Raw genomic sequence first — 15,317 nt, 5'->3', positions numbered from 1 at the left:
CTGAGGATCCCGTTACGCTGAATGACTCTGGTGCACTCGCACGTTCCCCCTCTTCGCTACGCCTTCAGGAGGCCCCATGTCTGCCGTCGACACCGGCTCCATCTCCACGCCCCCTGCCACCGCACCCGGAGCCATCTCGGCGAGGGACATGCGGGTGATCTGGCTGCTCCTCGTCGCCGCCTTCGTCGCGATCCTCAACGAGACGACGATGGGCATCGCGATCCCGCACCTGAACACCGATCTCGGCATCCCGCCCGAGCTCGGCCAGTGGCTGACGAGTGCGTTCATGCTCACGATGGCGGTGGTCATCCCGACCACCGGGTTCATCCTTCAGCGGTTCACGACCCGACAGGTGTTCATCGCCGCGATGATCGCCTTCTCGGTCGGCACGCTCGTCTCCCTGCTGGCGCCCGGATTCCCCATGCTGCTCGTCGGCCGCGTGATCCAGGCCAGCGGTACCGGCATCATGATGCCGCTGCTGATGACCACGATCATGAACGTCGTGCCGCCGCAGTCGCGCGGGCGCATGATGGGCCGCGTCGGAATGGTGATCTCGCTCGCGCCCGCGATCGGCCCGACGCTCGCCGGCGCCGTGCTCGAGGTCTTCAACTGGCGCGCGCTGTTCGCCATCATCCTGCCGATCGCGATCGTCTCGCTCGCGATGGGCGCGAAGTGGATGACGAACCTCGGCGAGACCCGCAAGGTGCCGCTCGATGTGCTGTCCATCCCGCTCGCGGCTCTCGGCTTCGGCGGCGTGGTGTTCGGTCTCAGCCAGTTCGGCGGCGAGGGCGGTTCCGGCGAGTCCATCGGCATCATCTCGCTCGTCGTCGGCGCGATCGCCCTCGGCCTGTTCGTCTGGCGTCAGCTGGTGCTGCAGCGCATCGACGACGCCCTGCTCGATCTGCGCGTGTTCCGCTCGCGCAACTTCACCTTCGGCGTCGTGATCATGTCGATCCTCGCGCTGTCGATGTTCGGCACCTTGACGCTGCTGCCGCAGTACCTGCAGAACGTCGCCGGTCTGGGCTCGCTGGAGTCCGGACTGATCCTGCTGCCCGGTTCGGTGCTGATGGGTCTGCTCGGTCCTGTGATGGGCCGGGTCTACGACACACGCGGCACCCGCACACTGCTCATCCCGGGGACGATCCTCGTGTCGGCAGCGCTGTTCTACTACTCGACGGTCGGCGAGCACACCGTGTGGTGGGTGCTGATCATCGTGCAGTCGGCGATGTCGGTCGGCCTGGCGATGTCGTTCACGCCGCTGTTCTCCGCGTCGCTCGGCTCGCTGCAGCGGTCGCTGTACTCACACGGCTCGGCAGTGCTCAACACCCTTCAGCAGGTCGCGGGAGCGGCGGGTGTGGCCGTGCTGACGGTCACGTACTCGGCGATCCTGCACTCCGGCGAGACTGAGGGGCTGACCTCCGCGGTCGCCGGGGCTCCCGGCGCGCGCATGGCGTTTCTGATCGCCGCGATCATCTCTCTCGCGGCCGTGGCCCTGAGCCCGTTCGTCAGCAAGCCTGCAGACGATGCCGGTGGGGACTTCCCCTCAGGCCACTGACCGGATCGGCGTCTGCCGCTACTCGGCCTTCTGCACGGAGGGTGCCGGGAAGTGGCAGACGCCGCCGCTGCAGTAGCCTGCGGCGGCGTCGCTGAGCAGGTCCAGGGTTCCGAGCAGCGGCTGCAGGCCTTCCGGCGCCTCTGCCGCGGTGTCCCGCGCTGAATCAGTCATCCCTCGATGGTACGCCTGCCAGAACCAGGTGGCGCCGAACGCCCTTACGGCAGCGCGCTGTGCGGCGTACGCTGGCGGGAGGAGCCTGGGGCCGCTCTCGCGTCGCCCTGGTGTGCACGCGAAGGAGCTGCCATGATCATCACGCCTCCGGCGGTCGCCGATGCGACCGGCCACGTCGCCGAGATGTACGCGGACGACCTGAGCGAAGACGGATTCGTCTTCGCTCATACCCGAGCGATGGCGGTCAATCCAGAAGCCCATGCGGCGTTCATGGCATTGATCCGCGCGATCGTCCCGTCGATCGGCGTGCGCGCGTACGAAGCCGCGACCCTGGGTGCGGCACGCCAGATCGGTTCGGGTCACTGCCTGCTCGCGCACGGCCGCAAGTCGCTGCGCGCGGGGGTGGTCGACGAGGCCGGCATGTCGAGCTTCGCGCACGGCGACGACAGCGCGTTCAGCGACCCCGAGCAGGCCATCATCAGGTACTCGCAACGCCTGTCGGCCGACCCCGCCTCGATGACCGACGACGACACCCGATCGCTTCGAGACGCCGGATACTCCGATCGACAGATCGTCGACATCACACTGGCCGCCGCGGCGCGCAACTACTTCAGCCGGGCGCTGCTCGCCCTCGCCGTGCCCCTCGACGACGTGCCCGGGCTCGACCCTGCCGTCTCCGACGCGCTTCGAACAGCCGCGGGCTCGCGGCGGACCGCTTGACCGACAGCTGATCTCCGGCTCTTCTCCCGTACGGTTGACGGATGCTCACACGCTTCCTCGCCCGGACTTTCTGGACGTTCAGCCGATGGACCCTCCGCACGGAGGCGGCCCCGACACGGCCCACGGTGCTGATCGGTGCGCCCCACACGTCGAACTGGGATTTCGTGCTGATGCTCGCCATCGCGTGGCGCCTCGACATCGACGTGCACTGGCTGGGCAAGAAGAGCCTGTTCCGCGGGTGGCGCGGACCGATCATGCGGCGTCTGGGCGGCATCCCGGTGGACCGCGACGATCCTGCGCGCGTCGTGAGCGATGTGGTCGATCAGGTCAACGGCGGCTCGGTGTTCGGCCTGGTCGTCACGCCCGACGGCACCCGCGGCGGGAACGACTACTGGAAGAGCGGCTTCTATCGCATCGCGAGAGAGACAGGGATGCCGGTGACCCTCGGGTTCGTCGACCGGACCACGATGACGTGCGGCCTCGGACCCACGTTCGATCTCACGGGCGACGTCAGCCGCGACATGGATCGCATCAGGGAGTTCTACGCCGACAAGGCCGGCGTCCGACCGGAGCGACGCACCGAACCGAGGCTTCGCGAAGAGACACCGCCCGCGACAGCGCTCTAGACGCCCCTCGCCTCTGCCCGCGAGACTGGGAGGATGAGCACCGATCCTGTCGTCGACGACCGCGCTGACGGGCGCGATGAGACGCCGAACGAGCGCGCCGACCGCAACTGGGACGAACTGATGCAAGAGCTGCGGGTCATGCAGACGGGCACGCAGATTCTCACCGGATTCCTGCTCGCGGTCGCATTCCAGCAGCGCTTCACCGATCTCGACACGCTGCAGCACGACCTCTACATCGTTCTCGTCGCCCTGGCCGCCGTGGCGACCATCCTCTCGCTGGCCCCCGTCGGCATGCACCGGGCGCTGTTCGGGCGACGGCGCAAGCCCGAGCTCGTCCGGCTGGCCGCGCGCATCGTCAGGATCGATCTGTTCGTGATCGGTCTGCTCACTGCGGGAGTCACCACTCTGATCGTGGACTTCACCGTCGATCGGACGACGGGAGTGGTCACACTGGTCCTCTCCCTGCTCACTGTGCTCGCGCTCTGGGTGTGGCTGCCGTTCGCGGTCAAGAGGCGTTCGCGAAGCGAACACCCCGGCTGATCAGCGACCGGCCGGAGTACGGTTCTCCGCGCTCACCATCCAGGCGAACTGCTCGAGTCGCTCGATGACCGCGTGCAGGACGTCCGCCGAGGTCGGATCCTCCTCGTCGACGGCGTCGTGGACGTCGCGCATGGTCTTCACAGCGACCTCGAGACGTTCGGTGACGAGGTCGATGGTCTCCTCGGTCGACACTTCTCCCGCGGGGAACTGCGGGAGAGCGGTCGTCGAGGAGATGGTGCTGCTTCTGCCGTCGGGCACGAGGTGCAGGGCCCGCATCCGCTCGGCCACCGTGTCGCTGAACGCTCGCGCATCGTCGATGATCTCGTCGAGCTGGCGGTGGGTGTCGCGGAAGTTCCTGCCCACGACGTTCCAGTGCGCCTGCTTTCCCTGCACGGCGAGCTCGAGCAGGTCGACGAGCACGGCCTGCAGGGAGGCGCCCAGCTTCGCAGATGCGGTGAAGCCCGACTCGGCGTTCTGCTGCGGCGTCTTCTTCACCGACCGGGTCTTTCGGGCGGAGCTCTTCGCGGTCTTCGTGTTCTCAGGCATGTGTGTCCTCCTGCAGGGAACGCTAGGCGCCGCCGAGCGATCCGCCCCAGGGGGTTGACACGGATGAGCGCCCGGCGCAAGGGGGTTGAGCACTCCACCGCTCGCACGGAAGCATGGCCCGGACATGCCGTGACCTCGGTATGCCCCAACCGGAAGGAGAGCGCATGCTCACCCTCACCGACAACGCCACCGCGATCGTGACGACACTGGTCAGCCGCCAGACCGACGCGGCCGATGCGGGTCTCCGGATCCACTCGACCCCTGCCGGGCCCGAGAACGACGCCCGTCTCGCTGCGGGCGTCGCTGAACGCCCCGAGCCGGAGGACCAGGTCGTCGAGCTCTCGAGCACTCGGGTGTTCGTCGACGCGCCGGCGTCGGCCGCCCTCGACGACAAGATCCTCGATGCCGGAGTCGACGAGGCGGGTTCCGTCTCGTTCACCGTGCTGCCCCAGACCGTCTGAGCGACGGTTCGAGATCCGGATGCCGCGGCCGATCCGGCCGCGGCATCCGCTCGTTCCTGCCGCTACCCGGCCATCCGCTCGCCCGCGGGTGTGAGCACCCACCAGATCTCGCCGACGCCCTGACCGTTGACGTCGCCCGCTGCCGTGTCCCCGGCGAAGTAGTACAGGGGCCATCCGTTGAGCGTGATCTGCGTCGACCCGTCCGCCGTGGTGATCGTTCCGATCTCGCCCGTGATGCCATCGAGTTCCGGCGTCGCGGTGCTGTCGGTCGTGAACGGCGGCCAGTTCGTCAGGCACTCCCCCGTGCACGAACTCTCACCCGAGCTCTGGGTGTCCTTGTCGAACATGTAGAGGGTCATGCCGTCGCCGTCGACCACTATCTGACCCAGCGACGAGTCGGCGACCTTGAGCTGTGCCGCATCTCCGTCGCTCGACGGCGTGCTGGCCTGCTCAGAGGGCTGGCTGTACGCACCGCCGCCGCCGTCGGAGTCGCCTGAAGGCGAGGAGCACGCGGTGACGGTCAACGCCATGACCAGTGCGGCGAGCGCCGCGGATTTCCTGAATCTCGAGAGCATGTCGAACCTCCTATGCAGGACCGCGGGTGCGGTCATCGGGTACACGAGAGAGGACGGCCGAGAGTTCAGAGCGCGTCGACGCCGGTGCGCATCAGCACCTCGCCCGTCCGCACCGAGCGGATCTCGACGGCGGCGATGCCGGATGCAGGCAGCTCCGTGCCGGCGCTGAGCTTCGCCGTCGACCCGGGCCGAGCACGCCATGTCGACAGCACGCTCTCGGTGCCGTCGTCGGAGACGACGACCATCGCGTACGCCCACCCGTCCTCGGGTGCGTCTCCTGACGAGCCGTATGCGCAGGTCATGTCGATGCGGGTGCCCCACGCCACGTCGGCGAGGGTGACGCTGGCCGACAGCGGGGCGTCGATCACCTGCTCCAGGGCGACCGTCTTCGACGGTGGCTGCAGGAGTCCCGATGCGAACGGGATTCCTATCGACGTGACCGCGATGATCGCGGCCGCGGCCACTCCGACGATCCAGATCCGACGGCGGCGCTGCCGTGCCGCCGCGAGCGAGAGCACGCGCGCGCGGTGCTCGACAGCCGGAGACTCCGGCTCGGCATCGTGCAGCAGCGATGAGGCGCGCTCGGGAGAGACGCGCGACAGCAGGCCGAGCATGGGAGCGACCTCCGCCACGGCGGCGCGGCACTCGGGGCACCGAGCCAGATGGGCTTCGTAGTCGAGGCGGTCGGTGGCGCTCAGCGCGCCGAGGAGATACGCGGCATCCCACTGGGCGAATCGCTCGTGATCGGCGTTCATCGCGTCACTCCCCTTTCCTGGAGTCCGAGGCGCAGCGCCCGGAGTCCGTAGTGCAGTCTCGACTTCACGGTTCCCTCGGGGACCGTGAGCTCTTCCGCGATCTCCGCGACGGTGAGACCGCCGTAGTACGCGCGGACGACGACCTCCCGATGAGCGATCGAGAGGGCTGCGAGCGCCTCCTCGATCAGGATCGCGTCGAAGATCGAATCCGTCGCGTCCCTGACCGCCGATTCCGGCGGCTCATCCATCGCGATCTCGCGACGGCGGTGCGCGCTGCGGGCCTCGTCCACGACGAGGTGCCGCGCGACCGTGTACATCCACGACCGGGTGCTCTCCGGGTCGTCGGCCAGGATGCGAGGAGTGCGCCAGGCCCGCAGCAGCGTCTCCTGCACGACGTCATCCGCCCCGGCGCGATCCCCCGTGAGATGCACGACGTAGCGCCAGATCGGCGCCGCGTGCGCGTCGTAGAGCGCGCCCAGTCGGGCCGCGTCGTCACTCGGCATCCGCCACCTCCTCGTCGTCCTGCAGGAGACACGAGATCGACCCGCGGAAAGTTCAGGTGAACTCCGAAGGGCCGCTTCCCGTGTCACGAGTATGGACCTCTTCGAGATCGCCGGGCTCCCGCTGCATCCGCTGATCGTGCACGCGGTGGTCGTGCTCGTGCCCCTCACCGCGCTGGCTCTCGCGCTCAGTGCGCTGCTCCCCTCCGTCCGTCGACGACTCGGGATGGCGACGCCGATCGCCGCGCTCCTCGTGCTGGCGCTCGTCCCCGTCACGATGCTCGCGGGTGAAGCGCTCGCCCAGCAGGTCGGCCCCGTGCCGGCCGTGATACGGCACGCGGAACTCGGGCGGATGCTGTGGCCGTGGACGGCCGCGATGTTCCTCGTCGCGGCCATCCAGTGGTGCTGGTTCCGCTTCGGAGCGCCGCGCCGCGCGGCGCGCATCGTCATCGCGGTGCTGGCCGTGGTCAGTGGTGCTGGCAGCACGATCATGGTCGTGCTCGTCGGCGAGGCGGGAGCGCGAGCCGTCTGGGGCGGCTGACCGCGTCTCAGCCGAGGCCGACCACGAGGTTGATGATCGAGGCGAGGATGACGGTGCCGAAGAGATAGCTGAGCACCGTGTGCGCGATGACCATGCGCCGAATGGCGTTGGCCTCGACGTTCGTGTCCGACACCTGGTAGGTCATGCCCAGGTTGATCGAGAAGTACACGAAATCGGTGTACTCCGGGGCTTCCTTCTGATTGAAGTCGATGCCGCCGTCGGGCTCCGCATGGTACATGCGGGCGTACCGCAGCACGTACTCCACCTGGATCAGCGCCCACGACGCAGCGACGCTCACCACGGCGACTCCGGCGAGCGCGTACCGATCCACACCCTGCATCTGCTGCGCCTGGATGCTCACCACGAGCACGGCCGCGAGACTGACCACGCTCCCGAGCGTGGAGATCAGCCGGGCGACCCGCCGCCCCGGAGCTTCCAGGGTCGCGTGCTCCCTGGTGGCGGCCGCATCCATCGGCCAGATCAGCAGCAGCACCCACAGCACGTTGACGAGCGCGAAGGCGGCCCACCCGGAGAGGATGCCGGCGACGCCCCCCAGCAACGGGACGACGAACGCGCCGACGACGATGCCCCCTGCGATCGAGAGCAGCGTGCGCATCCACACGGCGGTTCGGGCGGAGCGAAGGGTCATCCTTGGATGCTACCGGTGGCCGCACCGTCGTCCTCGCCCATCGCGAGGCCCGCCAGGGTGTATCCGGCGCCGGCATAGATGTTGAGGACGCCGTCGACGCCGCGGGCCGCGAGGTGCTCGACCTGGTCGGGATGCTGAGCCACGGCCACCACCCGGCCATCGAAGCCGGCCTCGTTCAACCGTTCGAGGGCGAAGGCGTTGGACCCGTGGAAAGCCATCGCCAGCACCACGGTCTTCACGAATCCGCCGGACACCAGTCGACTCCAGAACTCGAGATCGGTCGCGTCGCCCTCGAGCACGTTGAGCCCGTCCCCCTCCAGCCGGGTGATCACGGCGTGGTCGTTGTCGATGCCCAGGGCACGCAGACCGCCCTCGTCGACCAGACGCTCGTACGCCGCGCGGCCCACGCGCCCCATGCCCAGAACGACGACATCCGAACCGCTCGTGTCGATCGGCCTGTCGGCGGGGCGCAGCTTCGAGACCTGCTGGGCGGGAAGCCAGGTGAGGGCGGTGATGAGCCGCAAGCCATGCGCGTTCGCGATGGATGACGCGACCATGCTGAGGGCGACGGCGATCGCCACGACGGTGAGCCATCGTTCTGTCAGGAGTCCGGCGCCGACCCCGAACGCCGCGACGATGATCGAGAACTCCGAGAAGTTGCTCAGCACCAGTCCCGTCCGGATCGCCGTGCGGTTGCGCAGCCCGAACAGCCGGCCGAGCCAGACGAAGCCGATGAACGTGAGCGGCAGCAGCACGATGCACAGCAGCAAGGCGAGTGCGGCATCCGTCCACGTGGGAGCGGCGCCCATTCCGATCAGGAGGAAGAAGCCCACAAGGAACAGTTCCTTCACGCTGAACAGCGCCTTCGACATCTCGATGGCCCGGCGGTGCGTGGCGAACAGCAGGCCCATCACGAGAGCGCCGACGTCTCCCGTGATGCCGACCGCCTCGAACGCGAGATAGCCGGGCCCGAGCGCCATCACCACGCCGAAGAGCACCAGCAGCTCGCCGTGGCCGATCACGTCGAGCAGACGGCGCAGCAGCCACGCCAGCGGGAACAACAGCAGCAGGGCGAACGCCCAGGGACTCGGCGGCTCGTCGGCGTTGACCGTGATGAAGACGACGGCGATCACGTCCTGCAGCACGAGTATCGCGATCGCCGTCTGTCCGTACAGAGAGCCGTCGTCGGAGCGGTCCTCGAGCACCTTGACGCAGAGCACCGTCGACGAGAACGACAGTGCGAGACCCACCAGAGCCAGAGTCCGCCAGCCGTCGACCGCGGTGAGCCCGATGACGCCGGCCAGTGCGACCGCGCCGGCGCCGACGAGCACGCTGAGCAGCATGTGGATCGCCGTGGTTCCATAGGACTCCGGGCGAAGGAGCGAGCGGACGTCGAACTTCAACCCGATCGTGAACAGCAGCAGGGTGACGCCGATGTCCGCGATGCGCTCGAGACCGACGAAGGGCTCGATGTGCATGGCCCCGAGCACGAAGCCCGCGGCGAGGAAGCCCACGAGGGCCGGGACGCGCAGCAGATGCGCGATCGTGCCGAACGCGGCGGCGACGATCAGAGTCAGCGCGATGACGTCCACGGCACCCTCGTCTCATCCCTGATGCAGACTCTACCGATCGCGAGTGCCGCACCTCTATGGCCCGGTGCCTCCGGACCGGGTGCCGCCGCGGGTTGCCGCGAGGCTCAGAGCTCTTCGACGTGTCCCGCCTCGACCCGCCATCGCCGGTCGGTGCGCACGGTGGCGAGCATCCGCCGGTCGTGGGTCACGAGCAGAAGGGTGCCGTCATACGATTCGAGCGCCTGCTCGAGCTGCTCGATCGCGGCCAGATCGAGGTGGTTCGTCGGTTCGTCGAGCACCAGCAGGTTGGTTCCGCGGGCCTGCAGCAGGGCGAGGCCGGCGCGCGTGCGTTCGCCCGGCGACAGATCGTCGACCGGCCGACCCACGTGATCGGCCCTGAGACCGAACTTCGCCAGCAGCGTGCGCACTTCGTCTGTCGCCATCTCGGGTACGAGGGCTTCGAACGCGGTGGCGAGCGGCTGCTGCCCCACGAGCAGCGAGCGCGCCTGGTCGATCTCGCCGATCTGCACGCTTGCGCCGAGGCTCGCCGTGCCTTCGTCTGCAGGCTGGTGACCGAGCAGGGCGCGCAGCAGTGTTGATTTGCCGGCGCCGTTCGGGCCGGTGATGCTGATGCGCTCTCCCGCGTTCACCTGCAGAGACACCGGGCCGAGCGTGAAAGAGCCCTGACGGAAGACGGCCGAGCTGAGCGTGGACACGACCGAGCTCGAGCGCGGCGCTGAGGCGATCGTGAACTCGAGCCGCCACTCCTTGCGCGGCTCCTCGACCTCCTCCAGCCGCGCGATGCGGCTTTCCATCTGACGCACCTTCTGCGCCTGCTTCTCACTGGACTCGGTCGACGCCTTGCGCCTGATCTTGTCGTTGTCCGGTGCCTTCTTCATCGCATTGCGCACGCCCTGGCTCGACCATTCCCGTTGAGTCCTCGCGCGTCCGACGAGGTCGGCCTTCTTCTCGGCGTACTCGTCGTACTTCTCGCGCTGATGGCGCCGCGCGGTCTCGCGTTCCTCGAGGTAGGAGTCGTAGCCACCCCCGAAGACTCGGTTCGCGCCCTGGGCGAGATCGAGTTCGAGCACCCGGGTCACGGAGCGGGCGAGGAACTCGCGATCGTGGCTGACGAGCACGACGCCGCCGCGCAAGCCGCGCACGAAGGCTTCAAGTCGCTCGAGCCCGTCGAGGTCGAGGTCGTTGGTGGGTTCGTCCAGAAGCACGATGTCGAAGCGCGACAGGAGCAGGGCCGCCAGTCCCACGCGTGCCGCCTGGCCGCCGGACAGGGAGGTCATGAGCGCCTCCTTCACGTCGGAGTCGGCGAGCTCGAGACCGAGGTCGGCGAGAACGGCAGGGATGCGCTCATCGAGGTCGGCGGCGCCGCTGGCGAGCCAGCGGTCCAGCGCGGACGAGTACGCGTCGGCCGGATCGACGCCGGGTGCGGCAAGGGAGGGGTCGCCGAGCGCTGCGGCCGCAGCATCCATCTCCCGAGTCGCCGGGCCGCAGCCGGTGCGCCGGGCGATGTATTCCGAGACCGTCTCTCCGACGACTCGCTCGTGCTCCTGCGGCAGCCAGCCGACGAAAGCGTCGGCGGGAGCCAGGGCGATGCTGCCCGCCTGGGGCGAGTCGACGCCGGCGAGCAGCCTCAGCAGCGTGGACTTGCCCGCTCCGTTCGCGCCGACGACTCCGACGACATCGCCGGGCGCGACCGTCAGATCGAGGGAATCGAAGAGGGTGCGATGGCCGTAGCCGCCGGAGAGGCCCTGAGCCACGAGTGTTGCCGTCATGACTCCATCCTGTCAGCGCAGGCGGCTCTCGATTCACCTCGCAGCGCGAGGCTCAGCCGTCGTGCCGACTGTGATCTGCGAGATCCGGGCTCGCCCGGAGAACATCGGCGATCTCCTCCTCCGGGCGCGGGGCGATGGTCTCGTCCTCTTCGAGTTCGGGAATCGACGGCTCATCCGGGCGCGGCACGTGGTCGGGATGCGAAGCCCCCTGCTGATCAGACACGTAGAGTCCCTTCCATCGGCAACACGCCCAGCGTACGCCGGTATCGCGGATGCCGCGGAGCGCAGCCGCGTACTCTGGAGGACTGGCCGCGTTGCACGCGGGAAAGGAGCGGATCCCGTGAAGATCACCCACCTCCGGCGATTCGTCGCCATCGCCGAAGAGCAGCACTTCCCGCGCGCCGCAGAAGCGCTGGGCATCCCCCTGGCCGCGTTGTACTCCTCGTTGGAGAAGCTCGAAGCCGAGGTCGGCCATCCGCTCGTGACACGCGGTGGCGAGACCCGGCTGACCCCGGCAGGGACCCTCCTGCTCGATGAGGCGCGCGAGCGGATCGCCACAGAGCCCGAACCCGCTGCGAAGCCCGTCGCGCCGGCCGGTGGCAAGGCGAAGGCGTCGAAGGGAAAGGGCCGCGCGCCCGTCGTCAAGGGACAGCCGAAGCCGTACAAGAAGCGCCAGGGGCGTTAGGTTCTCGATCTAGCGAGCAGCGGGGAACTGCGTGAACGCGCTTGCGAAGAGAGTGATCCAGACGATGAAGAACGCGAGCTGAGCCAGCGTGCCGAGGATGCCGATCGCCATGGCCCATCGAACGAGTCCGCGACCGGATTCAACGTTGCCCGGCTCATCGAGCTGTCGGCGGGCGAAGAACGACAGGATGAATCCCGCCGGCGGAATCATGAAAGCCGCGATGAACGCGACGAGGGCGAGGGTGTTGGTCCTGCCGGATTGAGCGATCTGGGTCACGGGATCAGAGTAGGGCACCCGCACCGCAGCTGTGTCAGTCCCAGTCGAGGTACTCCTCGATGACGACCGCCGTCTCGATCGGGTGGTGCATCGGGAAGAGGTGATCGCCGGGGATCGGCTTGATGCTCGCGCGATCGGGCACGGTCGAACGAAGGCGCTCGGCGTTGGCTGCGGGAGTGACGGTGTCGTCGTCGCCCTGCACGATGAGGACGGGGATCGCCGGGGCGACGGGGATGTCGACGTCTTCGACGCCCAGCATCAGGAGGCCGTTGGCCCGATCGGGGTGCGCAGACACGAGAGCACGGGCGACGGTGCCGCCGAAGCCGTGTCCTCCGAACCAGGTGTCTTCGATGCCGACATGGTCGATGACCGCAAGCGCGTCGGCGACACGGTCGTCGAAGGAGACACCGGCCGCGCCACCCCGGTGGCCGATGCGCAGCACATGGAAGCCCGCTTCCTCAGCGAGGTAGTGGCCGACGACGCCGAGGACGTCGGCTGCGAGACCGTGCTCCTGGATCAGAACGAGCTTGACCGGTCCGTCTCCCTCATCCACGAAGGGGATCGCGCGGCCTTCGGGCTCGAAGATCTGGGTGTCGGTCATCGGGTGCGGCTCCTCGCTCGGCGTTCACGGGTCGGGTTCCAGCGTAGCTTGCCCACCTGCCCCGATAATGGTCGCGTGGTACGACGCGGACTCCCCCTCATCCTCAATGCGCTCGCACTCGCGAAACAGGATCCCGAGGTGCAGTCCCTCATCCGAGCCCTCGGGGGCGAGCCCGTCGAGGTCAGAGAACGACTGATCGGTGCTCCGGCTTACCGGTCCAGACGGATGCTGTTCGCCTCGGGCGGTGAGATCATCCTGCACGACGATGCCGTCGTCGCCACGCTGCTCCACCTCACGCCGGAGCCGCCCGCCCAACAGGGTGTCGATCTCGCGGAGTGGATCCCGAGCGCGAACAACGATGCGACACTCGACGACCTGAAGAGCGCGATCGGGACCGCCCGCGAGTGGGCAGGTTTCGGCACTCCTGTCTTCCCGGTCGACGGCGGCTTCGTGCGCGCCGATTTCCGAGATCGGAGAGGCTGGAACGAGCCGGGCAATCTGCTGAGCATCGCGGTCGTGGTGGAGCGGCCCGGTCTGTCGTGCGCACCGGATGACGACGGCTGCGCCGTGTGCGCGGATCTCCTGATCCGAGCCGCGGATGACGACGAGGTCGACGTCGCCGCCACGACCCTCGCTCTGCAGGCGGCTCTGGACGACGGAGATCTCACGGAAGATCTCCACTGGGTGAGACTCACGGACCTCGAACCGCTGCACGCCTCGGGGCTCATGCAGCGCGTGGAGAGCCAACTGACCTGCACATCATGCCGACGGATCATCTGCTTCGCCCTCTATCGCGACTCCCCCGCGACATTCCAACATCACGTCCTGAACGATGCGAGGCAGCATCCGCTCGAAGCGATCCCTCCTGTCGACCTCTGGGGCGACCAGGCCCGGGTCGCTGCCGAACGCGACGCGATGCGCTACCTCGATCACCGCCCGGGCGCATGGTTCCTCGTCGGGCAGAACGGCGAGCTCTACCTCCAGGCCCGCTACGTGGTCAACTCGATGGTCGACGCCTCGGCGCTCATCCGCCTCGACGAGGCCGAGCGCGCCGCGTATCGCATCGACGGGCACGACTACATCTCAGAGCTCGCGAGGCGTATCAACGACGACGGCCCCCACCGCGAGCAGTCGCCCTTCCGGGAACGCGACCTGTACCGCGGGCCGGATGCCGGCGGTTACAAAGACGCCGTCGCCGCCGCCATCGTCAATCACACCTGGATGGCCGAGCAGCGTCGCCGAGGCTGAGTACCTCGTCGGCAGTGCCCTCCCGCCGTCGTCTTCCGCGGCACACACCGCTTCGCAGCTGCCTTCGCGGCGGCTACCTTGTCGAACCAGTGCTCGTCGCTGCCCCCTTGCGACGCCGTACCGCCTGCGGAATTGCGATCAACAGGAATGCGATAGGGACGGTGTACACCACAGCGACGGGGAACTGATTGAAGAAGGTGAGCGCCCACAACCCCAGCGCCGCCGCGACGTCGATCGCCACCTCCCATCCGAGTGGCAGTCGGTGCGGAGCTCGTGTTCCTCTCACCGCGGAAGTCGGCATCATTGCCCCCTCATCAGGTCTCGACCGGATCTTCAGCCTAGGCTCCGAGATCCTCCGCGTCTGTCGGCACTTCGGAGGACACGCTCATCCGGGTGTCGGGTAGACCGATCTGATTCTCGGAGTTCGACGTCAGCCACAGCATCCGTCTTCGCAGTGATCGGCATTCTGCTCCCCCGTGAGCACCGCGACAGGGGCAGTGCAGGCGTCGCCCTTCCAGGCTTCGATACCCTCGCGCATCGCGAGGACGGCGATCACGAGGGCCGCGATCGAATCGGCCCACGCCCACCCGAACAGGCTGTTCAGCAGCAGTCCCACGAGCAGCGCCGCGCTCAAATAGGTGCAGATCAGTGTCTGCTTCGAGTCGGCGACCGCCGATGCGGAGCCGAGTTCGCGTCCGGTCCGGCGTTCGAACCAGCTCAGGAACGGCATGACGACGAGGCTCAGCGCGGCGAGGGCGATGCCGACCGGAGAGTGCTCTGGTTCGCGCAGCCCCGCGAGCGACAGCACGGCGTCGACGGCGACGTAAGCCGCGAGCGCGAAGAACGAGACGGCGATTACCCGCAGTGCCGTCTTCTCCCGTGTCTCGGGGTCGCGGGCCGAGAACTGCCACGCCACCGCCGCCGCGGAGAGCACCTCGACCACGGAGTCGAGTCCGAAGCCGATCAGGGCGGCCGACGAGGCAGCGGTGCCCGCGAGCACCGCGACGATCGCCTCGACGACGTTCCACGCGATCGTGATCGCGACGACGATCCGGATGCGCCGCCTGAGGACGTCTCGCCTCGCCGGAGTGATGACCGCGGCGGTCACTGGGCATCTCCCCCGTCGCAGCATCCGGGAACCGCGCATGCCGGGTCGATGCACACGGCGTTCTCATCGACCGCCAGCGTCACGTCGACGAGCGCGGTGAGCGCTGCGGCGAGGTGCGGATCGGCGATCTCGTACCGGGTCTGCCGCCCTTCCGGCTCGGCGACCACGATCCCGCAGTCGCGGAGACAGGCGAGATGGTTGGAGACGTTCGTGCGCGTCAGGTCGAGCTCCTTGGCGAGCACGGCCGGATGACTCGGCCCCTCGAGCAGCGTCATCAGGATTCGGGAGCGCGTGGGGTCGGCCATCGCCCGGCCGAGCCGGTTCATCACGTCGAGGCGAGTCGCTATAGTCAGCACACGCTGACTATACAGCAGGCGCTGACCAATCGAACAAGCGAGT

Annotated in this window: 22 protein-coding genes; 8 read left to right on the top strand and 14 right to left on the bottom strand. The window is 68.2% G+C overall.

Going from position 1 to position 15,317, the window contains the following annotated elements; translation table 11 throughout:
* Positions 1 to 76: 76 nt before the first annotated feature.
* Entirely contained in the window at positions 77 to 1,555 is a 1,479-nt protein-coding gene (locus tag QFZ53_RS09315) for an MDR family MFS transporter (protein ID WP_307295626.1), read from the top strand.
* An 18-nt stretch (positions 1,556 to 1,573) separates the two neighbouring features.
* Here the strand turns inward: QFZ53_RS09315 and QFZ53_RS09310 are convergent, their stop codons facing one another.
* Complete coding sequence (locus tag QFZ53_RS09310; protein ID WP_307295625.1) at positions 1,574 to 1,726, bottom strand: hypothetical protein; 153 nt, start codon at positions 1,724 to 1,726, stop codon at positions 1,574 to 1,576.
* Between the two features lie 132 nt (positions 1,727 to 1,858).
* On the opposite strand from QFZ53_RS09310, the gene QFZ53_RS09305 reads away from it, so the two are divergent.
* From QFZ53_RS09305 to QFZ53_RS09295, 3 genes are read left to right on the top strand one after another with little or no spacing between them, the layout of a single operon-like run.
* Positions 1,859 to 2,446 (top strand): carboxymuconolactone decarboxylase family protein, encoded by a 588-nt coding sequence (locus tag QFZ53_RS09305; RefSeq protein WP_307295624.1) that lies wholly within the window; start codon positions 1,859 to 1,861, stop codon positions 2,444 to 2,446.
* 41 nt (positions 2,447 to 2,487) lie between these two features.
* On the top strand, positions 2,488 to 3,072 hold the full coding sequence (locus QFZ53_RS09300) for a 1-acyl-sn-glycerol-3-phosphate acyltransferase (RefSeq protein WP_292907146.1): 585 nt from the start codon (positions 2,488 to 2,490) through the stop codon (positions 3,070 to 3,072).
* Between the two features lie 33 nt (positions 3,073 to 3,105).
* On the top strand, positions 3,106 to 3,612 hold the full coding sequence (locus tag QFZ53_RS09295; RefSeq protein ID WP_292907144.1) for a DUF6328 family protein: 507 nt from the start codon (positions 3,106 to 3,108) through the stop codon (positions 3,610 to 3,612).
* Here QFZ53_RS09295 and QFZ53_RS09290 read toward each other — a convergent pair whose 3' ends face one another.
* Positions 3,613 to 4,158, bottom strand: a complete 546-nt coding sequence (locus tag QFZ53_RS09290; protein ID WP_307295623.1) for a Dps family protein — start codon at positions 4,156 to 4,158, stop codon at positions 3,613 to 3,615.
* A gap of 164 nt (positions 4,159 to 4,322) precedes the next feature.
* Here QFZ53_RS09290 and QFZ53_RS09285 point away from each other — a divergent pair, with 164 nt between their 5' ends.
* Entirely contained in the window at positions 4,323 to 4,619 is a 297-nt protein-coding gene (locus QFZ53_RS09285) for a Fe-S cluster assembly protein HesB (protein WP_307295622.1), read from the top strand.
* A 62-nt stretch (positions 4,620 to 4,681) separates the two neighbouring features.
* Here the strand turns inward: QFZ53_RS09285 and QFZ53_RS09280 are convergent, their stop codons facing one another.
* The 3 genes from QFZ53_RS09280 to QFZ53_RS09270 all read right to left on the bottom strand — a co-directional run bounded on the left by QFZ53_RS09280 (position 4,682) and on the right by QFZ53_RS09270 (position 6,452).
* The gene (locus tag QFZ53_RS09280; RefSeq protein WP_307295621.1) at positions 4,682 to 5,194 is read right to left on the bottom strand and encodes a COG4315 family predicted lipoprotein; all 513 of its coding nucleotides are present in this window, start codon (positions 5,192 to 5,194) and stop codon (positions 4,682 to 4,684) included.
* A 65-nt stretch (positions 5,195 to 5,259) separates the two neighbouring features.
* The gene (locus tag QFZ53_RS09275; protein ID WP_307295620.1) at positions 5,260 to 5,949 is read right to left on the bottom strand and encodes a zf-HC2 domain-containing protein; all 690 of its coding nucleotides are present in this window, start codon (positions 5,947 to 5,949) and stop codon (positions 5,260 to 5,262) included.
* Positions 5,946 to 6,452 (bottom strand): sigma-70 family RNA polymerase sigma factor, encoded by a 507-nt coding sequence (locus QFZ53_RS09270; protein ID WP_292907135.1) that lies wholly within the window; start codon positions 6,450 to 6,452, stop codon positions 5,946 to 5,948. The genes QFZ53_RS09275 and QFZ53_RS09270 overlap by 4 nt, the downstream gene beginning before the upstream one ends.
* Before the next feature lie 91 nt (positions 6,453 to 6,543).
* Here QFZ53_RS09270 and QFZ53_RS09265 point away from each other — a divergent pair, with 91 nt between their 5' ends.
* A complete protein-coding gene (locus QFZ53_RS09265; RefSeq protein ID WP_307295619.1) occupies positions 6,544 to 6,990 on the top strand; it encodes a DUF2231 domain-containing protein in 447 nt (148 codons plus the stop codon).
* Positions 6,991 to 6,997: 7 nt separating this feature from the next.
* Here the strand turns inward: QFZ53_RS09265 and QFZ53_RS09260 are convergent, their stop codons facing one another.
* The 4 genes from QFZ53_RS09260 to QFZ53_RS09245 all read right to left on the bottom strand — a co-directional run bounded on the left by QFZ53_RS09260 (position 6,998) and on the right by QFZ53_RS09245 (position 11,223).
* Positions 6,998 to 7,639 carry a DUF1345 domain-containing protein gene (locus QFZ53_RS09260; protein ID WP_292907131.1) on the bottom strand — a complete coding sequence of 214 codons (642 nt, stop codon included), beginning with the start codon at positions 7,637 to 7,639 and terminating at the stop codon, positions 6,998 to 7,000.
* Positions 7,636 to 9,231: a cation:proton antiporter domain-containing protein gene (locus QFZ53_RS09255; RefSeq protein WP_307295618.1), complete on the bottom strand. Its 1,596-nt coding sequence runs from the start codon at positions 9,229 to 9,231 to the stop codon at positions 7,636 to 7,638. Before QFZ53_RS09255 ends, QFZ53_RS09260 begins: the two co-directional genes overlap by 4 nt.
* Before the next feature lie 104 nt (positions 9,232 to 9,335).
* Complete coding sequence (locus tag QFZ53_RS09250) at positions 9,336 to 11,000, bottom strand: ABC-F family ATP-binding cassette domain-containing protein (RefSeq protein WP_307295617.1); 1,665 nt, start codon at positions 10,998 to 11,000, stop codon at positions 9,336 to 9,338.
* A gap of 52 nt (positions 11,001 to 11,052) precedes the next feature.
* Positions 11,053 to 11,223 carry a hypothetical protein gene (locus tag QFZ53_RS09245; protein WP_307295615.1) on the bottom strand — a complete coding sequence of 57 codons (171 nt, stop codon included), beginning with the start codon at positions 11,221 to 11,223 and terminating at the stop codon, positions 11,053 to 11,055.
* Between the two features lie 117 nt (positions 11,224 to 11,340).
* Between QFZ53_RS09245 and QFZ53_RS09240 the strand changes: the two genes are divergently transcribed.
* A complete protein-coding gene (locus tag QFZ53_RS09240) occupies positions 11,341 to 11,685 on the top strand; it encodes a LysR family transcriptional regulator (protein ID WP_307295613.1) in 345 nt (114 codons plus the stop codon).
* 9 nt (positions 11,686 to 11,694) lie between these two features.
* Here QFZ53_RS09240 and QFZ53_RS09235 read toward each other — a convergent pair whose 3' ends face one another.
* Together QFZ53_RS09235 and QFZ53_RS09230 are read right to left on the bottom strand one after the other, a co-directional pair.
* Positions 11,695 to 11,961: a DUF4190 domain-containing protein gene (locus tag QFZ53_RS09235; RefSeq protein WP_307295612.1), complete on the bottom strand. Its 267-nt coding sequence runs from the start codon at positions 11,959 to 11,961 to the stop codon at positions 11,695 to 11,697.
* Positions 11,962 to 11,995: 34 nt separating this feature from the next.
* Positions 11,996 to 12,562 (bottom strand): alpha/beta fold hydrolase, encoded by a 567-nt coding sequence (locus QFZ53_RS09230; RefSeq protein ID WP_307295611.1) that lies wholly within the window; start codon positions 12,560 to 12,562, stop codon positions 11,996 to 11,998.
* Positions 12,563 to 12,637: 75 nt separating this feature from the next.
* Between QFZ53_RS09230 and QFZ53_RS09225 the strand changes: the two genes are divergently transcribed.
* Positions 12,638 to 13,810: a hypothetical protein gene (locus tag QFZ53_RS09225; RefSeq protein ID WP_307295610.1), complete on the top strand. Its 1,173-nt coding sequence runs from the start codon at positions 12,638 to 12,640 to the stop codon at positions 13,808 to 13,810.
* Positions 13,811 to 13,883: 73 nt separating this feature from the next.
* On the opposite strand, the gene QFZ53_RS09220 is transcribed toward QFZ53_RS09225, so the two are convergent.
* The 3 genes from QFZ53_RS09220 to cmtR form a co-directional block, all read right to left on the bottom strand.
* The gene (locus QFZ53_RS09220; protein ID WP_307295609.1) at positions 13,884 to 14,051 is read right to left on the bottom strand and encodes a hypothetical protein; all 168 of its coding nucleotides are present in this window, start codon (positions 14,049 to 14,051) and stop codon (positions 13,884 to 13,886) included.
* 189 nt (positions 14,052 to 14,240) lie between these two features.
* Entirely contained in the window at positions 14,241 to 14,942 is a 702-nt protein-coding gene (locus QFZ53_RS09215; protein ID WP_373426323.1) for a cation transporter, read from the bottom strand.
* The gene (gene cmtR / locus QFZ53_RS09210; protein ID WP_307295607.1) at positions 14,915 to 15,274 is read right to left on the bottom strand and encodes a Cd(II)/Pb(II)-sensing metalloregulatory transcriptional regulator CmtR; all 360 of its coding nucleotides are present in this window, start codon (positions 15,272 to 15,274) and stop codon (positions 14,915 to 14,917) included. The genes QFZ53_RS09215 and cmtR overlap by 28 nt, the downstream gene beginning before the upstream one ends.
* Between the last annotated feature and the right edge of the window lie 43 nt (positions 15,275 to 15,317).

It is taken from the genome of Microbacterium natoriense, from assembly GCF_030816295.1.
Classification (GTDB): domain Bacteria; phylum Actinomycetota; class Actinomycetes; order Actinomycetales; family Microbacteriaceae; genus Microbacterium; species Microbacterium natoriense_A.
Note: the sequence above shows the minus strand (reverse complement) of the source record. Positions and strands in the feature narration are given on the sequence as shown.

Bases quoted from the DNA above. Each gene is read 5' to 3' on its own strand.
- QFZ53_RS09315 (WP_307295626.1), top strand. From the start codon at position 77: ATGTCTGCCGTCGACACCGGCTCCATCTCCACGCCCCCTGCCACCGCA.
- QFZ53_RS09310 (WP_307295625.1), bottom strand. From the start codon at position 1,726: ATGACTGATTCAGCGCGGGACACCGCGGCAGAGGCGCCGGAAGGCCTG.
- QFZ53_RS09305 (WP_307295624.1), top strand. From the start codon at position 1,859: ATGATCATCACGCCTCCGGCGGTCGCCGATGCGACCGGCCACGTCGCC.
- QFZ53_RS09300 (WP_292907146.1), top strand. From the start codon at position 2,488: ATGCTCACACGCTTCCTCGCCCGGACTTTCTGGACGTTCAGCCGATGG.
- QFZ53_RS09295 (WP_292907144.1), top strand. From the start codon at position 3,106: ATGAGCACCGATCCTGTCGTCGACGACCGCGCTGACGGGCGCGATGAG.
- QFZ53_RS09290 (WP_307295623.1), bottom strand. From the start codon at position 4,158: ATGCCTGAGAACACGAAGACCGCGAAGAGCTCCGCCCGAAAGACCCGG.
- QFZ53_RS09285 (WP_307295622.1), top strand. From the start codon at position 4,323: ATGCTCACCCTCACCGACAACGCCACCGCGATCGTGACGACACTGGTC.
- QFZ53_RS09280 (WP_307295621.1), bottom strand. From the start codon at position 5,194: ATGCTCTCGAGATTCAGGAAATCCGCGGCGCTCGCCGCACTGGTCATG.
- QFZ53_RS09275 (WP_307295620.1), bottom strand. From the start codon at position 5,949: ATGAACGCCGATCACGAGCGATTCGCCCAGTGGGATGCCGCGTATCTC.
- QFZ53_RS09270 (WP_292907135.1), bottom strand. From the start codon at position 6,452: ATGCCGAGTGACGACGCGGCCCGACTGGGCGCGCTCTACGACGCGCAC.
- QFZ53_RS09265 (WP_307295619.1), top strand. From the start codon at position 6,544: ATGGACCTCTTCGAGATCGCCGGGCTCCCGCTGCATCCGCTGATCGTG.
- QFZ53_RS09260 (WP_292907131.1), bottom strand. From the start codon at position 7,639: ATGACCCTTCGCTCCGCCCGAACCGCCGTGTGGATGCGCACGCTGCTC.
- QFZ53_RS09250 (WP_307295617.1), bottom strand. From the start codon at position 11,000: ATGACGGCAACACTCGTGGCTCAGGGCCTCTCCGGCGGCTACGGCCAT.
- QFZ53_RS09230 (WP_307295611.1), bottom strand. From the start codon at position 12,562: ATGACCGACACCCAGATCTTCGAGCCCGAAGGCCGCGCGATCCCCTTC.
- QFZ53_RS09215 (WP_373426323.1), bottom strand. From the start codon at position 14,942: ATGCTGCGACGGGGGAGATGCCCAGTGACCGCCGCGGTCATCACTCCG.